The following is a 19,443-nucleotide window of genomic DNA, read 5'->3' on the forward strand; positions in this document are numbered from 1 at the left end:
GCGTGCTTCGAAGAAAGTTGGCGGCGAGCTCGACCGTGCCCCCTGGTTTCATCGAGACGCTCGATGCCGTCGCGGATGTCCACGGCTGGACGACCCACGCGCAGCTGCGCCAGCTCTGGGAGTGCGCGTCGGAAGTCCCCGAGGGAGGTCGAATCGTCGAGATCGGAAGCTTTCATGGTCGGTCGGCGATCGTGCTCGCGCACGGCGCACGCCCGAGCGTCGAAGTCGTTGCCATCGATCCCCATGCCGGAAATGACCGCGGTCCCGGGGAGATCCGTGGGTCTTCCGCGCAGGGTGATCGCGATCACGAGGTGTTCGTCGCCAACCTCGAACGTTTCGGGGTGAAGGACCGCGTCCGCTACGTGCGCCGCGCGTCGCAGGAGTCAGGGTTGGAAGTCAAAGGTTCGATCGATCTCCTGTACATCGACGGTGCCCACCGCTTCGCACCCGCGCGCGCGGACATCCGCGACTGGGGACGGCGTGTGAGCGATGGCGGAAGGATGCTGATCCACGATTCGTTCTCGTCGGTCGGGGTGACCGGCGCGATCGCGACCGAGCTGCTCGGCAACCGGCGATTCCACTATGTCGGACGAACGGGCTCCCTCGCCGAGTACCGGTGCGGAACGCGGGGATCCCGAGTGCGGAGCACTGCCCATCAGCTGGCCCAGCTCCCATGGTTCATCCGGAATGTCCTGGTGAAGGCACTCATGATCGTGCACCTCCATCCACTCACGCGCCTGCTCGGGCACCGGTCGAATCGTTTGCCACCGTTCTGAAGGCGAGTGCGCGGCGGAGCGCGCATCGACCAAGGGACGAAGGGCTCGTTTGCTACCTTCTCTCGCCATGACCCGCGAAACCCGGCGGTTCTTGGTGGGTCTTGGGGCGATCGCGGCCGTCGGACTCGTGATCCGAGTCGCCTTCCTCTTCATCATGCACCACCCGTATTACCCCGTCGGTGACGCGCTCCTGTACCACTCCGGCGCAAACTCGCTCGTCGACGGGAAAGGCTTCGTCCTCGCCTTCTTCCTCGAGAACGGGCAGCAGGCGCAAGGCGCGAGCAACCCCCCGCTCTACGTGCTGTGGCTCGCGATCCCGTCAATGCTCGGGTTCCGCAGCCCGCTCGTCCACCAGCTGTGGTCGTGCGTCCTGGGTCTGGGGACGGTCGCGCTCTTGGGGGTCCTCGGCCGGCAGCTGGCGGGGTACCGCGCCGGCCTCATCGCGGCAGCCCTCGCTGCGATCGGACCAAACGTCTTCTACTGGGACACCGTCATCCTCTCCGAGACGATGTCGTTGTTCGTGGCCACGCTCGTCGTCCTCCTCTGCTATCGCTACTGGCGCGCGCCGGACACTCGCGGACTCTTACTCGTCGGGCTCTCGTGTGGCGCGGCCGCCCTCTCACGGGCCGAGCTCGTGCTCCTCGTCCCGTTCGTGCTCGTTCCGCTCGCCCTCGGCTCGTGCACGATCGACTTCGCGGCGCGGCTTCGCCGACTGGTGGTCGCAGGTCTGATGGCGGCGCTCGTGGTGGCACCGTGGATCACGTACAACGTCACCAGGTTCGACAAGCCGGTCTTCCTGTCGAACGGGCTCGGGGTCACGCTTGCGGCCACACAGTGCGATGACGCGTACTACGGCGAGTTCACCGGGTTGTGGTCGATCCGGTGCGGTCTCCGCGTCCAGCGCACGTTCCCGAAGGGATACGACGAGTCCGAGCGTGACGCCGGGTACAGGGAGGCGGCGCTCGACTACCTCGGTGATCATTTGGGACGCGCGCCGGTGGTCGTCTTGTCCCGGTGGGGTCGCTCGCTCGGTCTCTACCGGCCGATTCATTCCGTGGAGTTCGACCACTTCCCCGAAGGTCGTGACTGGCCGATCGCAATCGGGGGTCTGATCAGCTTCTGGGTCCTCGGTGCGCTTTCGGTGTACGGCGCCGTGCTGCTCCGGCGGCGCAAGGTGCCCGTCTATCCGCTCGTCGCGCTGCCTGCCATCGCGATGATCGCCATCGGGATCGCGTTCTCGTCGTCGCGGTACCGATCGACGGCCGAGCCCGCGCTCGCGATCCTTGCCGCCGTCGCAATCGATGCGTTCATCCGTCGAAGGCGCGGCGAGAGCGACCCCGACCCCGCCGATCTGGATGATCGAAACGAGACCGCGGCCGGAGCCGCGACGTCGTGACCACGACGGCGCGGGCCACGGAGGCGCGCACGTCGCGCTTTCCGTGCTTCGATGGCTTCCGGGCCATCGCTGCGCTCGGCGTGGTTGTCAATCACGTCGGCTTCTTCAGCGGGAAGAACGTTCGCAGCGACACGTTCGGACCGTTCCTGGCGCGCCTCGACATCGGCGTCGCCATCTTCTTTCTGATCTCGGGGTTCCTGCTGTACCGGCCCTTCGTCGACCGGATCTTCGCTGGCACGAAGAGCCCGGCGCTCGGTTCGTTCCTCAAGCGTCGGGCGTTGCGGATCTTCCCGGCCTACTGGGTGTGCCTCATCGTCGTGATCTTCGTGTTCGAGTTCCAGACGGTGGACGTGAAGGGGTTCTTCCTCCACTTCAGCTTGCTGCAGATCTACAGCCACGACCACATCATCGGCGGCCCGGTACAGCAAGCATGGACCCTTGCCGTCGAGATCACCTTCTATCTGTTCCTCCCGTTCTACGCGTGGCTCACGGCGCGCTTCACATGCGGCACGCGCAACGCGTTGCGCGTACAGCTCTGGGGTGCCGCGATCTTGTACGCGATCAGTGTCCTCTACCGAGGCTTGTTGTACGCGACCAACGTCGAGGACACCGGCCGGTACCGCAGCTGGCTCCCTGGGTACTTCGACTACTTCGCGCTGGGGATCCTTCTCGCCGTCGCGAGCGCATGGGTCGCCCGGTCGGGTCGTCGAGAGTGGTCGTTCACCGCCTCCCGGGCGTTCCCGTGGGTGTGCTGGACGATCTCACTGGTGATGTTCGTCATCGTCTCCAAAGGCATCGACCTCCAACCGGCCCCGGCGGAGCTCACGACGCGCAACGGGATCCAGGTCATCACCGACCTCCCGTTCGGCAAGGAGTTCGGGCTCCAGTTCTTCTACAGCACGGCCGCGTTCTTCTTCCTCTTACCCGGGGTGTTCGGACCCCAGGACCGCGGCCTCATCCGGCGCTTCCTCAGGAATCCGGTGATCGTCTGGCTTGGACTCATCTCCTACGGGATCTACCTCTGGCACGAAGCCGCGCTCGACGGGTACGCGAAGTGGACCGACACGCAGCCGTTCGCCGGCAACTTCTCGTCGATGCTTCCCGCGACGCTGGGAGCCACGCTCGTGGTCGCCGCGATCAGCTACTACCTGATCGAGCGTCCCGCGCTTGGTCTGAAGGACCGACCCCTCTGGCGCGCGCCACGTCCTCCAGCCGATGCCGAACCCGCCCCGTGACGGGGCCCGTCACCTAGAGTCCTTCACTTCCATGGGCGCGGTGACGACGACCAAGTCAAAGTCTGCTCCCTCGGCCGGGAGCGGCACGACCTGGCGCAACCTCTCTCCCCGCTCCCTCGATCTGATCGCCTTCGCCATCCTCGCGGCGGGGTTCTTGCTGCCCCTCCGAGGCTTGCTCGGCAGCCCCGGCGCGCCGATGGAAGAGGGCTTCATGCTCGTGTTCCCCGAGCGCGTGCTCGCGGGCGACATTCCCAACAAGGACTTCCTGCACCTCTACGGCCCGGGCAGCCTGTGGGTGCTTGCCGCCGTCTACAAGGTGTTCGGCACGACGCTCGTCACCGAGCGACTCTTCGGGTTGATCCAGGAAGCGGCCGTCGTCTTCGGGATCTACTTCATCGTGCGTCCGTGGGGCCGCACGACCGCGCTCGGATGTGCACTCGTGTCGCTGCTCATCATCCTCGAACCGCACGGCCTCGTCGCCATGCCCTGGGTCGGCGCACTTGGCCTTGGGGTCTTCGGCATCGTTGCCGGCATCGCGAGTCGCGACGCAGGCGACTCACAACGAGGCCGACGCCTGGCGTTGACGTGCGGCCTGTTGTTCGGCCTAGCACTGCTCTACCGGATTGATCTCGTGATCGCGATCACCCTCGCGTCGCTCGCGCTTGCATCGGGTGTCGGCGCAGCGGTGCGCAAGCGCTTCGCGCTCGGGCTCACGATTGGCTTGTTCCCGTACCTCATCCACGTGGCCACCGCGGGACTCGAGAACGTGGTGCAAGGGATGCTCATCGACCCCGTCGTGCACCTTCGCGGCGGTCGGGCGCTCCCGATCCCGCCGAACTGGAACGTCTTCGACAGCGACGTTCAGTTCGTCGCCGACTTCATCAAGCTTCCGTGGCCGATCCCGCGCCTGGACGGGCCGGCCCAGATCAGCCTCTGGTTCTTCGGACTGCTCGGATCCCTCGTCTTCGTGGCCGTGGTCGCGATCTGGGCCGTGCGCCGCGACCGCACGTCGCCGCGTGCTCGCGTGCTGCTCGCGGCAGCAGGGTTCAGTGTCGGCCTCATCCCGCAAGCCCTCCAGCGGCCCGACCCCACCCACCTCGCCTGGGTGGCGTGTGTCGGGATGGCGTTCGTGCCGGTGGCGGCCGTCGAGGTCATCCAGGCGCGGCGCCCGGGTTGGGGTCGGCGACCGGTCGCGTTGGTGGTCGGAGCCGCGTTCCTGCTCGGCCTCACGCTGGTCATCCCCAACTACACGCTGCGCAGCTACGCGGACTTCACGGCGCAGACCTTCGGCGAGCACGTCGACTCGCACCCCATGAAGAACGGCGGACGCACCTTCTACAACGGCAATGAAGCAAATGCGAAGGCCGCCAACAAGATGTTCAAGGTGATCAATCGCATCACGAAACCCGGTGATCGCCTCTTTGTCGGATCAAAGGACTTGCGGAAAGCGCCGCTCAGCGAAGCGTCGTTCTATTTCCTTCTTCCCGACTTGCCTCCGGCCACCTATTACATCGAGATGGATCCGGGCATCGCGAACGCTCCCGACTCCGGCCTCGCGGACGAGGTGCGGAACTCCGACATCCTCATCCTGTCTTCGACATGGGAGATCTGGGATGAACCGAACGACTCGCGCAAGTTCGGACCGAACGAACCGAACGAAGTCGTGCGCGACGAGTTCTGCCTGGTCGACAAGTTCGGGCCTCACTACTACCTGTACCAGCACTGCCGCGGAGGCGCACGGTAGCCTTCCTCGGTGCGCACGCTGGTCATCACGCCGACGTACCAAGAGGCCGAGAACATCGAGCAGTTTCTGAGGCTGGCGCGCGCCGCGGCACCCGACGCGGACATCCTCGTCGTCGACGACACCAGCCCTGATGGCACGGGCGCCATCGCCGAGCGCGTCGGCAAGGAGCTGGGACGCGTGAGCGTATTGCACCGGCCGAAGAAGGAAGGCCTCGGCGAAGCGTACCGCGAAGCGTTCTCGCTGGCACTCGGACAGGACTACGACCGGCTCGTGCAGATCGACGCAGACCTGTCGCACGACCCCGCCGTCATCCCGAAGCTCCTCGCGGTGGTCGAGAGCGGCGCCGACGTGGCCGTTGGGTCGCGGTACGTCGCCGGGGGCCAGATCCCCCACTGGCCGTGGTTCCGACGCGCGTTGTCGCGCTACGGCAACCGTTACGCCGGATTCGTGCTGGGGATCAAGATGCGCGACGCCACGTCGGGGTACCGCGCCTATCGAGCCGACACCTTGCGCGAGCTCGACCTCGGCTCCACCCGCGCCAAGGGGTACGGGTTCCAGATCGAGACCGCGTACCGCGTGCACCGCGCTGGCGGGAAGGCCGACGAGTACCCCATCGTGTTCACCGACCGCGTCCGCGGCTATTCCAAGATGACCTGGGGCATCTTCGCCGAGGAGCTCCTGCTGGTCACCTGGTGGGGCGTACGCGACCGCATCTTCCGTCGCCGGCGTTCGTCACGGGCTCCGACGGAAGCGAATCACGCAGTTCCAGGACAGCACCTCTCGGATGCCGGGGACGCGTGAGATGAACCGCGCCCACGGCCAGTACCTCGGCTCGACGCGCTCGACGCGCAGATCGTCACGCGCCCTCACGTAGCGCAGCGTCGGACCGATGTGCACCGCGAAGAGGCCCTCCCCGTACCGGTTCTTGCGGGGAGGACCATGGAACCGCTCGTAGAGCTTCGGGCCGAGGCGAGGACCAAGGAACTGGTACGGCGTCATGTCGTGCCCTCCCCACGGGGAGTACCAGTTGGTCCACGACAGGTACCCCCAGCCGCCCGGTCGAAGGATCCGCTCCATGTCCCGGATCACTGATTGCGCGTCGCGGGCATGCTCGAGGAGGTTCGAGCAGAACACGCCGTCGACGCACGCGTCGCGCAACGGGAGCTGACCGGCATCGCCGATCACCGCGCCCTTCGGCGGCGCTCCGCCCGCCATGAGCTCCTCGCGCGACCCCTCCAGCGGGACGACGAACGCCCCTCGCTCGCGGAACGCCAGCGCGTAGTAGCCGGGACCGCACCCCAGGTCTGCGATCGTGCGACCTTCGAGTGCGCCGTACCGGCGCTCGAGGTCGACCACGGCCTCCTTCGCAAGCAGCGAGTAGAACGGAGCCGGATTCTCTTTCTCGTCGCGCCAGAGTCGGAAGAGCTCGCGCGTCCGCGCCAAGCCCCGCTTCCGCTCTTCTTCAACGGCACGCACGGACGCTGACGCTACCGCTGCGCGGGTGGCGTCTTCCCGATGCGCTCGTACGCCTCGTCGGGGACATCGGCCACATCCTTGTAGATGTGGTGAACACAACGCTCGCCCGGCTTCTCGGGTGGGTACTCCACACTCGTTGGCGCGTCACCCCACTCGACGGCTTGGATCTCGTTGTTGACCGAGCAGTGGGCGCAGTACACCCAGAGCTCATCACGCATGAACGTTCGACCGCTCTTCTCGCGCAACTTCATGTAGGGGTGCTCGCCCTCGTACTTGCCGCCATCGATGAGCATCCCGCCGCTGCCGCACTTGAACGACAGGATGATCTTCTCGTCGTCCTCTTCGACGTCGACTTCGCCCATGTTGCCGAGCATGGCGCGAGCGATGACCTTGGCGCGGGCCGCGGCCGGGAGCGACCCCCACTCAGTGCCGGTGTCGCGGCGGGGCCGCACGAACTCGTCACCCGTCTTGCGGAGCGCTCGCTCGACCGCCTCTTCTCCCATCTCCTCACCGATGAACGTGAGCAGCGAGGTGATCCAGTTGATCGAGTACTCCTTGAGACCTCTCCACTGCTCCACGGCGCGATCGATCAGCGCTGCGGCCTCGTCGTGGTTGCCACGCCCGAGAGCGATCTTCGCCTGCTCCCAGAGCGGAGTGCGCATGCGCGCGATGTCGGCCGGGCTGAGCTCGTGTTCGGGCATCTGGTCCCCCTCCACCGCTTTCTACGCCCTGGGCAATCCGAGCACGCGCTCGGCGATGATGTTCCGTTGGATCTCACTCGTTCCGCCGGGAATCGTGCCTGCGAACGAACGCAGGTACTGCTCGATCCACGCGCCGTCGCGCCACATCTTTGGACCCAAGTGGTCCACGTCGAGCGCGTCGTGCCCTTGCACCTCGCTCCCGGCGAGCAGCAGCCGCTGGAGGGTCTCGCTGCCGTACAGCTTGAGCAACGAGTGCTCGGGCGCCGACTTGCCCGCCATGACCTTGGAGAGACCGCGGTACCCCATCAGCGTCTGCGCCTGCGTGTCCACGTAGAAGCCGCCGAGCATGTCGCGAAAGTGGGCGTCGTCACGCAGTGGATGCCCGTCGTTCCCGGCGCGGTCGCCGAACTTCAGCATCTCCTGGAACGCTCGCTGTGCGGCGTACGCGTGATCGATCCACAGCATGGCGCGCTCGTGTGAGAGCGATCCCTGCGTGAGCGCCCACCCGTTGTTGAGATCACCGAGGAGCTGGTCCTTCGGCACGATCGCATCGGTGAAGAAGACCTCGTTGAAGTCGTAGTAGTTGGGCTCACTCAGCTCGGAGAACGGGCGGGCTTCGACGCCCGGGCTGTGCATGTCGATGAGGAGCACGCTGATGCCCTTGTGCTTGGGTACGTCGGAGTCCGTGCGCACGTAGCACATGCACCAGTCGGCGTGGTGGGCACCCGACGTCCACACCTTCTGACCGTTGACGACGAAGTGGTCGCCGTCGAGCACAGCCCGAGTCTTGAGGCTCGCGAGGTCGCTGCCGGCGCCCGGCTCGCTCATCCCGAGGCACCAGGCGACCTCGGCGCGCAGCGTGGGGAGCAACCACCGCTCCCGTTGCTCGGGCGTGCCGTAGTCGAGCAGCGACGGCGAGATGATGCCGAGACCTTGCGGATTCAGGCTGCGCGGGATCTCTCGCTGCGTGAGCTCTTCGAAGTAGATCATCTGCTCCGAAGCTGTGGCGTTGCGCCCACCAAGCTCGGGCGGCCATCCCGGAACGAGCCATCCCGCGTCGAACAGTGTGCGCTGCCATTCGCGCGCCCAGTCGGTCAGGAACGCGCTCGACTGCTTCGGCTCGTTCAGGAGCTCGCGCGCCGGCGCGTTCGCCTCGAGCCACCCCACGAGCTCAGCGCGAAAAGACTCCTCCGCATCGCCATACCGCAGTCGCACGCCGGGAACGGTACTCGGTAACGTCAGCAGCGCCGCAGGCTCGACGCGACGCGGCGACCGAAGGGAGCTCGCCCAGCGAGCGAACGTCCGCGAGCCGGGTATCCCGGCTCGCAGAGAGCGAGCGAGACAATTGGATTTCGAATTCTCAGCCGAGCAAGAGGCGCTGCGCGACAGTGTGCGCAAGTTCCTTGCTGATCGTGCACCGCTGACGCACGTGCGCGAGATGCTCGATGACGATCGCGGCACGACCGACGCGGTGTGGCGCGGCCTCGCCGATCTGGGCGCGACGGGCCTTCTCGTACCCGAAGCCCACGGCGGCACGGGCATGGGAATGGTCGACGCCGCCGTCGTGCTCGAGGAGCTCGGCCGGGCGGTGAACCCCGGCCCGTACGCGTCGTCAGCGATCGGTGCGGTCAGCCTGGTCCTGCTCGCCGGTACCGACGACGATTACCAAGCCCTGTTGCCCGCACTCGCCTCCGGAGACCGCATCGGCACCGTCGCGCTCTACGAGCCGGACCGACGGAACGAGTGGCGCACCACTCACACCACCGCGACTGCGGACGGTGACAACTGGCGCGTCGATGGGCGCAAGGTGCACGTGCCCGACGCGATGGCGGCCGACGTGCTGCTCGTCACCGCGACCAAACCGGAGAGCGCGCTCGGCGTCTTCGTCGTGGAACACGCGGCCACGGGTGTGACCATCACGCCAACGCCGACCGTTGACGGGAGTCGCAAGCAAGGCGAGGTGACGCTGGAAGGTGCCGTTGCCCACAGGCTCGGTGGCGCAGACGCGGTCGAGGCGCTCGGGACCACGCTCGATCGGTTGCACGCGGGCGCGGTGGTCGACGGCGTAGGCGCTGCCGCGCAGGCACTCGAGATCTCGGTGGAGTACGCCAAGGAGCGCAAGCAGTTCGGCGTACCGATCGGTTCGTTCCAGGCCGTGCAGCACCTGTGCACCGACATGCTGCGCGCGGTCGAGCTCGCACGCGCCGCCGGGTACTACGCGTGCTGGGCCGCCGATGCTGCGGACACCGACGAGCGGCACCGCGCCGCCACGATGGCGCTCGCCTTCGCGGCCGACGAGCTGTACGGCGTCGGCGCGAGTGCGGTGCAGGTGCACGCCGGCATCGGGTACACGTGGGAGCACGACATCGGGCTCTTCTACAAGCGCTTGCTCACGCTCCAGCAAACCGGTGGCGGCACGGTCGACCAGCTCGAAGAGCTCGCGTCGATCGCGCTCGCCTAGCCAGACTTCGTCAGCAACAGGGTGCCCGCCATGGGGCCGCCGCCGGCGCAAGCGACGCCGACTTCGGGGTTGTTGGGGACCTGACGGTCGCCGGCTTCATCCCACAGCTGCACGCACGCCTCATGCAGGAAGCCGAAGCCGTGGAGTCGACCGGCTGACAGCTGGCCACCGTTCGTGTTGAGCGGGAGCTCACCGTCGAGCGCGATGCGCTGCCCGCCTTCGATGAACGCCCCGGCCTCGCCCTTCTTACAGAAGCCCATGCCTTCGAGCCACGCGACCGTGATGAACGAGAAGCCGTCGTACATCTCGGCCACGTCCACGTCGGTCGGCTTGAGGTCGGTGCGCTTCCAGAGCTCCTTGCCGGCGTCCTGCGCGGGCATCGAAGTGAGATCGTGGTACTGGTCCCACGAGGGACGCCCGTGCAGCGCGGTGGCGACAGCCTCCACGTTGATCGGTGGTTTGCGCAGGTCGGCGACGGTGTCTCGACGCGACACGATCATCGCGGTGCCGCCGTCACACGGGACATCGCAGTCGTACAGGCACAACGGGGTCGAGATCATGCGCGCTGACAGGTAGTCGTCGAGCGTCATCGGGTCGGTGTAGATCGCCTTGGGGTTCAGCGCCGCGTTCTTCCGGGCGTTCACCGCGATCTGCCCCAGCTGCTCACGCGTCGTCCCGTACTCGTGGAAGTGCCGCTGGGCGTACATCGCGATCCACGTCGCGGCCGACGGCACCGAGAACGGCAGGAGCCATTCCATGAAGCCGCTGGCCTTGAACGACGTGGTCGTGCTCCCGCCGCCCGGCATCACTGCCGCGCGCCCACCTTTGCCCTGCGCGCTTCCTTCGAACACGCTGCGCCAGACGAGCACGTGCTTGCACAGCCCGGCGGCCACTGCGAAGCAGGCGTTCACCACTGCGCCGAGCTGACCCGGTTGCTCAAAGCCGCCCGTGAACCAGTTGACCTCGAGCCGCAGCGCATCGTGCACGTCGGTGATCCCACCGCCCGAGAAGCCTTGCGGCCCGCCGGCCCCGGGATACGTGGACAGCCCGTCGATGTCGGTCGTGGTCAGGCCGGCGTTCTCGATCGCGGCGAGGCACGCATCGATCGTCAGCTCGAGCGGGTCGCGGAACAGCCGGCGGCCGATGTCGGATTGCCCGACACCGCTGATGACCGCGCGCCGTTCCCCGATGAGGTCGGTTGCCTCGGAGGCCACTACTTCTCCTTCACTCTTGGTGCTGCTCCCACTCCGCTACTTCCGCTCACTTCGCTCGCTCCATTCGCTCCGTTCGCAGCACCGCTCGCTACCGTTCGCGAGCTGGCTCGAACAACGGGATCCACACCTCGTCATCCGGGTGTGGCTCGAACACGACCTGCACGGGCATTCCGATCGTCACCTCGTACGGATCGATGTTCACGATGTTGGTGGTGAGCCGAAGATCGTCCTGCTCGACCAGGCCCACGATGGCGAGCACGAACGGCGGCTCGAGCCCGGGCATCCAGTTCTGGACGTTCACGGAGAACGTGAGCACTTCCGCCCGACCCGACACGGTCGCGATGGCGATGTCCTTCGACCAGCACTTCGGGCAGATCACTGACGGCGGGTGGATGAAGTAGCCGCAGCCGTTGCACTTCTGGAAGCGGAGCTCGCCGTCGCGCCCTCCCTGCCAGAAGTGCTTGTTGCGATCCGAGACCGCCGGCACGATCCGGAACGGCACCTCGGACACGCCTGCCTCAGTCTTCGCCATCGTCCTCCTCGGGCTCGGGCGCGGCATCGACGCCGCGCCGGGCATGTGGGATCGCTTCGACCGCGGGCAGCAGCCCGAAGCCGGGACTCGTCAGCAGGATCGCGCCGAGCACCTCGTCCCAGGAGGCGCCGACCTCGCGCGCCAGCCGCGCGTGACGCGCGACGCCGGCCGGGTTGCGCAAGGCGACCGTGCACGCGAGCCGGATGAGCTCGTGGGTCTTGCGGTCGGGTGCACGGAGCGAGTCGATCTGGCTCAGCCACGCGTTCTGAGCCTCGTGGAGCGCGGGGAAGACCTCGTGCAGCGGGCCCTCGAAGGGGAAGCTCCAGTCGTCCCGGTGCGTCATGTCGGCACGAAGACTGGCACGGTTATCTCGGGCGTGAGCTCTCTGTAGGAGACCCGCAATCCCATGCCCACCTTCAGTACATCCACGTCGCAGTCGACGACGTTGGTCATCATGCGTGGCCCCTCGACGAGGTCGACGATGGCCGCGACGTAGGGCACGCGCTCGTGGAACGGCGGGAGGTCGTTCACGTGCACAACCGACCACGTATAGAGGATGGCGTCACCCGAGGCTTCCTCGGCCGAAACGTCCTCGCTCCAGCAGTTCGGGCAGAACGGTCGCGGATAGAAGTACGCCTCGCCGCATGCGCCGCACCGTTGGATGAGCAGTCGATGCTCGCGCGCAGCAGCCCAATACTCCCGAGTGTCGTTGTCGGGTGACGGGAGATCGAAGCGCACGCGGCGCTCTTGATCGCTAGCGCGACGGGAGCGCGGCGGTAGCCACCCCCGACACCTTGGCCTCGCCGTCCTGGTTGACCACCTCGCACTCGAGATCCACGCGGTGCTCGCCATCCTCGTCATACTTCTTGGCGACGGTGACCTTGGTGGTGAGCTTCTCGCCCGGCCAGGTCTGCTTCGTGAAGCGCACCTGATACCGCTTGAGGTTGCCAACACCCACGTAGTCGGTGAGCGCCTTGCCCAGGATGCCCATGGTGAACATGCCATGGCCGAACACACTCGGCAGTCCGGCCGCCTGCGCGGACACCTCGTCGCTGTGCATCGGGTTGAAGTCGCCCGACGCCCCGGCGTACTGCACGAGGTCGATGCGCGTGAGCTCGTGGCTGAACTCGGGCGCGGCGTCGCCTTCCTTCACATCGTTGAAGAAGAGCTTCTGCTCCCCCATCTGCGGTCCCCTCCCGGTCTCGACGGGTTACGGCTGCGCAGGCAGCGTACCGGCACTCGTCGAGGCGGTGCCGCTCGACCCATGGCCCGGACGTCCAGCACGAACGGCGTCTACGCTCCGCTCGTGCGGCGGGCGCGCGAGGTCGTCGTGGATCCGATGCCGCCGCGCGTCACCGGGCCGGTCCCGTGGGTCGGCGCCGGCGCCGCGCTGCTGCGGAACCCGACCGAGTTCTTCACCTGTGCCCGCCAACGGCACGGCGACACCTTCGTCGTCGACGCGTTCGGGTTCCGCATGTTCTGCGTGTTCCCTCCCGAAGGAGTGCGCCGCCTCTACGACGTGCCGGAACAGCAAGCCAGCTTCGGACTCGCCACCTACCGCCTCATCGGGTTCAAGCTCCCACCCGAGCTGCTCGTCGGTCGCCGGAACTCGCCGCACCATCTGTTCGGCAACCAACGCGTCGAGGGATACCTCGGCAACCTGGAGGTCGCGGTCAACCACGAGGTCGACGAGCTCGGGGCCGCGGGCACGTTCGAGGCGTTCGCCCAGGCGCGCCGACTTGGGCACCGACTCGGGTTCGCGTCATGGGCCGACGTGGAGGCGGCCTCGCCGCTCTACCTCGACCGTCTCGTCCCGCGGTTCGACGCCATCGATTCGAGTGAGGCGTTCGTGCGCCCGGCGCAGGCGTTCCGGACCTGGGCGACGCGGCGAGCCCGAGAGCGGCGCGCGATGCACGGTATCGAACGCGTCATCGCCGAGATCTGGACCGCACGTGAACGCGCGGGCACCCTCCGCGGGGACTTCCTCGAGCAGATCGGGGCGTCATATGCCGACCTCCCGAGGGACGACGCGCTCGTGGGCACAGCACGCGACGTGATCATGCTGCACACCGGCGCGCAGTCGAATCTCTACGCCGCGCTGGCGTGGACGGTGCTGAACGTGGTCTCCAACGCGGACCACGCCGAGCGCATCCGCTCGGGTGACGACTCGCTGCTCGAGGCGTGCGCCAACGAATCGATCCGCATGGCCCAGCGATCGATCACGCTGCGCGAGGTCCTGACCCCGATCGAGGTCGACGATGGGGACCGCACGTACGAGCTCGGCCCGGGCGCGTTCCTCACCACGATGCTGAGCGTGAACAACTGCACCGCCGCGCCAGGCCTCGAGCACTTCGACCCCGCTCACTATGACGACCGGCGACGACTCCTGCCCGAGGTGCTGGTCGCCACCAAGGAGCTCGTGAGCACGTTCGGCCACGGCCCACACTCGTGCCCGGCCGCGCGCTTTTCGATCTCGGCGATTCGCATCGCAGTGCGCACGCTCCTCGAAACGTACGACCTCGAACTCGACGGGACACCCGAGCCACGGCGTCGCCAGATCGGCGGCATCGCCCGGGCGCAGCACCCGGTGCACGTCCGCTTTCGCCGTCGATAGCCTCGACTGCTGCATGCCCGTCGACCTTGCTGCGCTGATCGATCCGTCTCATACGGCGGTGCTCACGATGGAGCTCCAACGCGGTGTGGTGGGTGCCGAGTCGCCGCTGCGTGAGCTCGCCGACGCTGCGACCGCGGCCAACGTGGTCACGAACACCGCGAAGGTTGTGCACGCAGCGCGTGCTGCGGGGACGCACGTCGTGCATTGCACGTTCGAGGCTCGTGCCGATCGCACCGGCGCCGTGGCCAACGCACCGTTCCTGCGCATGCTCGCGAAGCGCGACCCACACCTCCTCCCCGGAAGCAGTGCGGCCGCGCTGGTGCCCGAGCTCGGGCCCGAGCCGTCCGACGTCATCTGCTCGCGTCGCCACGGGCTCACACCCTTCCCCGGCACCGATCTCGACCCGACGCTGCGCAACCTCGGGGTGCGCACGGTGATCGCCACCGGCGTGTCGGTGAACGTCGGCATCCTCGGCATGGTGATGGGCGCCGTCGACCGCGGCTACGACGTCGTTGTCGTCACCGACGCCGTCGCGGGCATCCCCGCCGCGTACGCCCAAGCGGTCGTGGACAACACGCTCTCGGCCCTCGCCACTCGTGCCACGAGCGATGAGATCGTGGCAGTGTGGGCCTCATGACCATCGCCGCCGGCCTCGACTTCTCCGGCCTCCTCGCCGACAAGGTCGCGCTCATCACGGGCGCGGCGTCAGGCCAGGGGCGCGCCGCGGCGCTGCTCTTCGGTGCGCAGGGTGCAAAGGTGATCGTCGCCGACTTCAACGACGACGGCGCGGCGGAGACCGTGAAGATGCTCGAGGAGCAGGACTCCGAAGGTGTCGCCGTGCACGCCGATGTGTCCGTGCGCGCCGAAGTGGACGCGATGGTCGACACCACGATGGAGCGCTACGGCCGCCTCGACGTGCTCTACAACAATGCAGCGGTCCAGATGTCCGGCCGCCTCGTTGACTGCACCGAGGACGACTGGGATCTCACGATCGCCACCAACCTCTCCGCGATCTTCTGGGCGTGCCGCAAGGCGTTGCCCCATCTGCTCACCGGTGACGGCGGGAGCATCATCAACACCGCATCCACGCTGGGGCTCATCGGCTCGGAGGGCTACGCCGCCTACGGCGCGGCCAAGGCCGGGCTCGCCGTGCTCACCAAGCAGATCGCGGTCGAGTACGGGCCCGCGGTGCGAGCCAACGTCATCGCGCCCGGATCCATCGACACGCCGCGGTTCCGCAAGGTGCTCGACAAGACCCCGGGCGCCCAGGAGTTCGTCGAGGGGCTCAAGCGCAGCATCCCGGTGCGGCGGCTGGGTACCGCGGATGACGTGGCCCGCATCGCGTTGTTCCTGGCGAGCGATCTGTCGTCGTACGTGTCCGGAGCGGTGATCCCGGCCGACGGAGGATTGGCGGTGTACCGCTAGTGCGTAGCGAACGGAGCGGATGGAGTGAACGTAGTGAGCCGAAGTAGCGGAGTGGGAGCGGAGCAATCAAGGTGACGCAACAGCTCGCGGATCGGGTGGCGATCGTGGTCGGCGGTGCGTCGGGCCTCGGCGACGTGATCTGTCGTCGCTTCGCTCGCGAGGGCGCCACCGTCGTCGTGGCCGACATCGACGAGCCCGGCGCGAAGGTCGTCGCCGACGCCATCGTCGCCGATGGCGGCAATGCCGTCGCCGTGGCCTGCGATGTCACCAAGAGCGCCGAGGTGAACGCGATGGTCGACGAGGCCGCGCGCCTCGGACCTCGGATCGGCGTGCTCGTGTGCTCGGCCGCAATCGAGAGCCTCGTGCCGGTGGTCGACCTGTCCGACGAGGAATGGCAGCAGGTCCTCGACATCGACCTGAAGGGTCCGTTCCTCTGCATGAAGGCCGCGATCCCACGCATGGTCAAGGGCGGTGGCGGCTCGGTGATCGCCATGGGCTCGACACTCGGGTTAATCGTGGCGCCCGGCCACCCGGCGTACTGCGCAGCCAAGGGCGCGCTCCTCAACCTGTGCAAGCAGGCGGCGATCGAGCACGCTCCCGACAACGTGCGCGTGAACATGCTGGCACCGTCGGCGACAACGACCGGGCTGTTCATGAAGCATTCGGGCAAGGCGCCCGACCCCGACAAGCTGCGCGCCCAGGTGGCAGCGGGCATGCCGATGAAGCGACTCGGCGACCCAGAGGAGGTCTGCGACGCGGCCGTGTTCCTCGCGTCCGACCAGTCCACCTATCTGAGCGGCGCCGTGGTCCCCCTCGACGGCGGCCTCGCGGCTCGCCGCATCGTCTGAGTCACGCATGCACAACGGGATGCGGGTGCTCGACGCCGACGGGCACGTGGTCGAGGCCGGTGACGTGTTCGCCGACTTCGTGCCAGCCGGGACACCGATCTACGACCTTCCGACCACCACGCCGATCCAGATGTGCGGCGACATCGAGAAGCTGCGCGACCAGCTCGACCACGGCTTCGACGCACCTTCCTATCTGCGGGCAATGGACGCGCAGGGCATCGACGGCGCGGTCTTGTACCCCTCGATCGGACTGTTCGTCCCCTATATGCCCGAGCTCGACGCCGACGCGTCGGCGGCGGCGTGCCGCTCGTACAACGACTGGATAGCCGGGTACTGCGCCACCGACCCGCACCGGCTGGCGGCGGTGGCCATCGTCCCGCGCGACCCGGTCGCTGCCGCGGAGGAGGCCCGACGCGCCGCCGAGCTCGACCTCGTCGGCGTGACGGTGCGACCGAACCATCTCGACGAGGAGTACCTCGACGCCGAGTCGTGGGCACCGCTGTACCACGCGCTCGAGGAGACCGGCGGTGTGCTCGCGGTGCACGAGGCACTCGGCGTGCGCGCCGGTCGCACGATCGGTTCCGACCGGTTCACGGGCTTCGCAGCGCGTCACATGTGCTCGCACCCGCTCGAGCAAATGACCGCGGCGGTCGCGATCCTGCTTGGTGGCGTGTGCGAGCGGCACCCCGAGCTCCAGGTCGCCTTCCTGGAGTCGGGCACCGGTTGGCTCCCCTACTGGTTGGCCCGCCTCGATGACCACCACGAGTGGATGCACGACACCGAGTGCACCGAGCTCTCGATGCGTCCGAGCGAATACTTCGCGCGGCAGTGCACCATCTCGTCAGATCCCGAGGACGTGCTCGCGCCGTTCGTGATCAGCCGGGTCGGCGCCGACCACGTGCTCTGGGCGAGTGACTTCCCTCATCCAGACGCCGCGTTCCCTGACGCGGTCGACGAGTTCCTCGAGAAGACCGAGGGCGTGCCGGAAGCCGACCTCCAGGCGGTGCTCTGGGACACGCCGTTGCAGTTCTACCGACTTGACGACCGCTTCGCGGGAGTGGAGAGCCCCACATGAGCGGACTGCTCGACGGGATGAAGGTGCTCGACCCGTCGTGGTGGCGACCGATGCCCCACGCCACGCAGATCCTCGCCGACCTCGGTGCGCAGGTGCTCAAGATCGAGCCACCGGGCGGCGACCCGATGCGCGCGTACCCCGACATCTTCGCCGGTCTCGCCCGGCACAAGCGCAGCATCGAGCTCGACCTGAAGTCCGACGACGGCCGCGCTCGCGCGCTCGAGCTCGCTGCGAAAGCCGACGTGTTCTGCGAGGCGTGGCGACCCGGTGTCGCCGAGCGGCTCGGTCTCGGCTACGACGCGCTGCGCGGTCAGAACCCAGGGATCATCTACTGCTCGATCTCGGGATACGGCCAGACCGGTCCGTGGCACGACGTCGCGGGACATGACCTCAACTACCAGGCCCTCGGCGGCGCCGTCGCGCCACGTCCGAACGACGTCGGCACACCCGAGATCCCGCGCCTGCCCGCGGCGGACCTCGAGGCCGGCACACTCGCAGCGTTGCTGGTGTGCGCAGCCTGGGGTCGGCGTCACCTCTCCGGCGAAGGCGAGCGCATCGACGTTGCGATGGCCGACGCCATCGCGTGGTGGATCGGACCGAACACCGCGGTGCGGGTCGAGGGGTCCGAACACTCGACCGGCGGTCATCCCGGGTACGGGGTGTTCCGGACTGCTGACGACCGTTTCATCGCGCTCGCGCCGCTGGGCGAGCAGCACCTCTTCGACGGCATCTGCACCGCGCTCGAGCTCGACGAGCTCGTAGGTCTCCCGTTCCTCGAGCGCCTCGCGCGCACGGAGGACGTGAACGCCGACGTGGAAGCAGCCATCGCCAAGCTCAGCGCTGACGACGCGTTTGCCCGGTTACGAGGTGCCGGTGCACCCGTCTCGCTCGTGCTCACGCCCGAGGAGATGGTGCAGCACCCACAGATCCAAGCGCGCGGCATCGTTGCCGACGCCAGTGGCACCGAGGTGATCGCACTCCCCGCGACCCTCAGCGTCAACCCGGCGCGCCGCAGCGGGCCACTCCCGGGGGTCGGCGAGCACACCGAGGGATTCGCCGACTGAGCCCCACCGTCACCTGATTCGTCTTTGAGGAACGCTCAGTCTTCGCCCCAGCCCGGCACCAGCCCGCGCTCGCGGCAGAAGTCCTGGGCTTCGATGTTGACGCCGTTCATACCTTCGGCTTCAGGATCTGTGACCAACCATGCAACCACCGCGCCCACCACATCGGGTGGCGCGCCCAGCGACGCGTCGAACCCGAACTCCCCCATGTCCATCGCCATGCGCTCGGTCGCCACGAAGCCGGGTTGCACGTTGTACGCGCGAATGCCCAGCGGCGCGAGCTCGACCGCGAGCACGCCGGCGATTCGGTGGAACGCACCCTTCGAGACGCCGTAGCCCATCCCCCACCCACCCTCGCCCGGCGGCGCCGGCGGGTCGCCGTAACCGGCAGCAGACGTGATGTCGACGATCACCCCCTTGCCGCGCTCGATCATCTGTGGGAGCACGAACTGCGCGAGCACCATCGGCGCGATCACGTTGGCCTCGATCTGCTTCTCGAGCAGCTCGATCGGCGTGTCGAGGAAGCGGTCCATGTGTCCCGGCCCGATGTATCGACCGTTGTTCACGAGCACGTCGATCGCGCCCCACTCATCGAGCACACTGGCGACCGCGTCCTCGAGCGTGGGCCGGGCAAGCAGGTCCAGGAACACCGGAAGCGCGCGGCGGCCTCGTTCTTGGACCAGTGCTGCAGTCGTCTCCAAGCTCCCGGGCAAGGGACGCATGTCGGAGCGCTGGATCGTTGACGAGTGCTCGCGTGCCTCACCCTCCACGAGGGTTCGAGCGCCGAGTGCCACATCGAAGCCAGCTTCGGCGAGGTAGAGCGCGCACGACTTACCAATCCCGCGGCTCGCTCCGGTGACGAGTGCGACCGGCACGGGAGTCGAC

At 67.6% G+C, this 19,443-nt stretch carries 21 protein-coding genes; 12 read left to right on the forward strand and 9 right to left on the reverse strand.

Going from position 1 to position 19,443, the window contains the following annotated elements; genetic code table 11:
- Positions 1-2 precede the first annotated feature (2 nt).
- The 5 genes from WEE69_04375 (at position 3) to WEE69_04395 (ending at position 5,952) form a co-directional block, all read left to right on the forward strand.
- Entirely contained in the window at positions 3-776 is a 774-nt protein-coding gene (locus WEE69_04375) for a class I SAM-dependent methyltransferase (protein ID MEX1144526.1), read from the forward strand.
- A gap of 67 nt (positions 777-843) precedes the next feature.
- Positions 844-2,172 (forward strand): glycosyltransferase family 39 protein, encoded by a 1,329-nt coding sequence (locus WEE69_04380; GenBank protein MEX1144527.1) that lies wholly within the window; start codon positions 844-846, stop codon positions 2,170-2,172.
- Entirely contained in the window at positions 2,169-3,407 is a 1,239-nt protein-coding gene (locus WEE69_04385; protein ID MEX1144528.1) for an acyltransferase, read from the forward strand. The genes WEE69_04380 and WEE69_04385 overlap by 4 nt, the downstream gene beginning before the upstream one ends.
- 40 nt (positions 3,408-3,447) lie before the next feature.
- The gene (locus WEE69_04390; GenBank protein ID MEX1144529.1) at positions 3,448-5,151 is read left to right on the forward strand and encodes a hypothetical protein; all 1,704 of its coding nucleotides are present in this window, start codon (positions 3,448-3,450) and stop codon (positions 5,149-5,151) included.
- Positions 5,152-5,160: 9 nt separating this feature from the next.
- A complete protein-coding gene (locus WEE69_04395) occupies positions 5,161-5,952 on the forward strand; it encodes a polyprenol monophosphomannose synthase (protein MEX1144530.1) in 792 nt (263 codons plus the stop codon).
- Here WEE69_04395 and WEE69_04400 read toward each other — a convergent pair.
- The 3 genes from WEE69_04400 to WEE69_04410 are packed head-to-tail and all read right to left on the reverse strand — an operon-like array spanning position 5,884 to position 8,543.
- A complete protein-coding gene (locus WEE69_04400; protein MEX1144531.1) occupies positions 5,884-6,627 on the reverse strand; it encodes a class I SAM-dependent methyltransferase in 744 nt (247 codons plus the stop codon). The genes WEE69_04395 and WEE69_04400 overlap by 69 nt on opposite strands.
- Positions 6,628-6,638: 11 nt before the next feature.
- Positions 6,639-7,328, reverse strand: coding sequence for a hypothetical protein (locus tag WEE69_04405; GenBank protein MEX1144532.1), 690 nt, complete (start codon positions 7,326-7,328; stop codon positions 6,639-6,641).
- A 21-nt stretch (positions 7,329-7,349) separates the two neighbouring features.
- Positions 7,350-8,543: an acyl-CoA dehydrogenase family protein gene (locus tag WEE69_04410; GenBank protein ID MEX1144533.1), complete on the reverse strand. Its 1,194-nt coding sequence runs from the start codon at positions 8,541-8,543 to the stop codon at positions 7,350-7,352.
- Between the two features lie 130 nt (positions 8,544-8,673).
- On the opposite strand from WEE69_04410, the gene WEE69_04415 reads away from it, so the two are divergent.
- Positions 8,674-9,789, forward strand: coding sequence for an acyl-CoA dehydrogenase family protein (locus WEE69_04415; GenBank protein ID MEX1144534.1), 1,116 nt, complete (start codon positions 8,674-8,676; stop codon positions 9,787-9,789).
- Here the strand turns inward: WEE69_04415 and WEE69_04420 are convergent.
- The 5 genes from WEE69_04420 to WEE69_04440 form a co-directional block, all read right to left on the reverse strand.
- Positions 9,786-11,003, reverse strand: a complete 1,218-nt coding sequence (locus WEE69_04420) for a thiolase family protein (protein ID MEX1144535.1) — start codon at positions 11,001-11,003, stop codon at positions 9,786-9,788. The genes WEE69_04415 and WEE69_04420 overlap by 4 nt on opposite strands.
- Before the next feature lie 88 nt (positions 11,004-11,091).
- Entirely contained in the window at positions 11,092-11,535 is a 444-nt protein-coding gene (locus WEE69_04425) for an OB-fold domain-containing protein (GenBank protein MEX1144536.1), read from the reverse strand.
- Positions 11,522-11,878, reverse strand: coding sequence for a hypothetical protein (locus WEE69_04430; GenBank protein MEX1144537.1), 357 nt, complete (start codon positions 11,876-11,878; stop codon positions 11,522-11,524). The genes WEE69_04425 and WEE69_04430 overlap by 14 nt, the downstream gene beginning before the upstream one ends.
- Complete coding sequence (locus tag WEE69_04435) at positions 11,875-12,273, reverse strand: OB-fold domain-containing protein (protein ID MEX1144538.1); 399 nt, start codon at positions 12,271-12,273, stop codon at positions 11,875-11,877. The genes WEE69_04430 and WEE69_04435 overlap by 4 nt, the downstream gene beginning before the upstream one ends.
- A gap of 16 nt (positions 12,274-12,289) precedes the next feature.
- Positions 12,290-12,718 (reverse strand): MaoC/PaaZ C-terminal domain-containing protein, encoded by a 429-nt coding sequence (locus WEE69_04440; GenBank protein MEX1144539.1) that lies wholly within the window; start codon positions 12,716-12,718, stop codon positions 12,290-12,292.
- Between the two features lie 123 nt (positions 12,719-12,841).
- On the opposite strand from WEE69_04440, the gene WEE69_04445 reads away from it, so the two are divergent.
- The 6 genes from WEE69_04445 to WEE69_04470 all read left to right on the forward strand — a co-directional run bounded on the left by WEE69_04445 (position 12,842) and on the right by WEE69_04470 (position 18,561).
- Positions 12,842-14,149, forward strand: coding sequence for a cytochrome P450 (locus tag WEE69_04445; protein ID MEX1144540.1), 1,308 nt, complete (start codon positions 12,842-12,844; stop codon positions 14,147-14,149).
- A 13-nt stretch (positions 14,150-14,162) separates the two neighbouring features.
- The gene (locus WEE69_04450; protein MEX1144541.1) at positions 14,163-14,786 is read left to right on the forward strand and encodes a cysteine hydrolase; all 624 of its coding nucleotides are present in this window, start codon (positions 14,163-14,165) and stop codon (positions 14,784-14,786) included.
- Positions 14,783-15,574 carry a glucose 1-dehydrogenase gene (locus tag WEE69_04455; GenBank protein ID MEX1144542.1) on the forward strand — a complete coding sequence of 264 codons (792 nt, stop codon included), beginning with the start codon at positions 14,783-14,785 and terminating at the stop codon, positions 15,572-15,574. Before WEE69_04450 ends, WEE69_04455 begins: the two co-directional genes overlap by 4 nt.
- 71 nt (positions 15,575-15,645) lie before the next feature.
- A complete protein-coding gene (locus WEE69_04460; protein MEX1144543.1) occupies positions 15,646-16,422 on the forward strand; it encodes an SDR family oxidoreductase in 777 nt (258 codons plus the stop codon).
- A gap of 7 nt (positions 16,423-16,429) precedes the next feature.
- Positions 16,430-17,497 carry an amidohydrolase family protein gene (locus WEE69_04465; GenBank protein ID MEX1144544.1) on the forward strand — a complete coding sequence of 356 codons (1,068 nt, stop codon included), beginning with the start codon at positions 16,430-16,432 and terminating at the stop codon, positions 17,495-17,497.
- Complete coding sequence (locus WEE69_04470; protein MEX1144545.1) at positions 17,494-18,561, forward strand: CoA transferase; 1,068 nt, start codon at positions 17,494-17,496, stop codon at positions 18,559-18,561. Before WEE69_04465 ends, WEE69_04470 begins: the two co-directional genes overlap by 4 nt.
- Before the next feature lie 35 nt (positions 18,562-18,596).
- Here the strand turns inward: WEE69_04470 and WEE69_04475 are convergent, their stop codons facing one another.
- Entirely contained in the window at positions 18,597-19,433 is an 837-nt protein-coding gene (locus WEE69_04475; protein ID MEX1144546.1) for an SDR family oxidoreductase, read from the reverse strand.
- Between the last annotated feature and the right edge of the window lie 10 nt (positions 19,434-19,443).

The organism is Acidimicrobiia bacterium (assembly GCA_040881685.1).
Classification (GTDB): Bacteria; Actinomycetota; Acidimicrobiia; order IMCC26256; family PALSA-555; genus SHVJ01.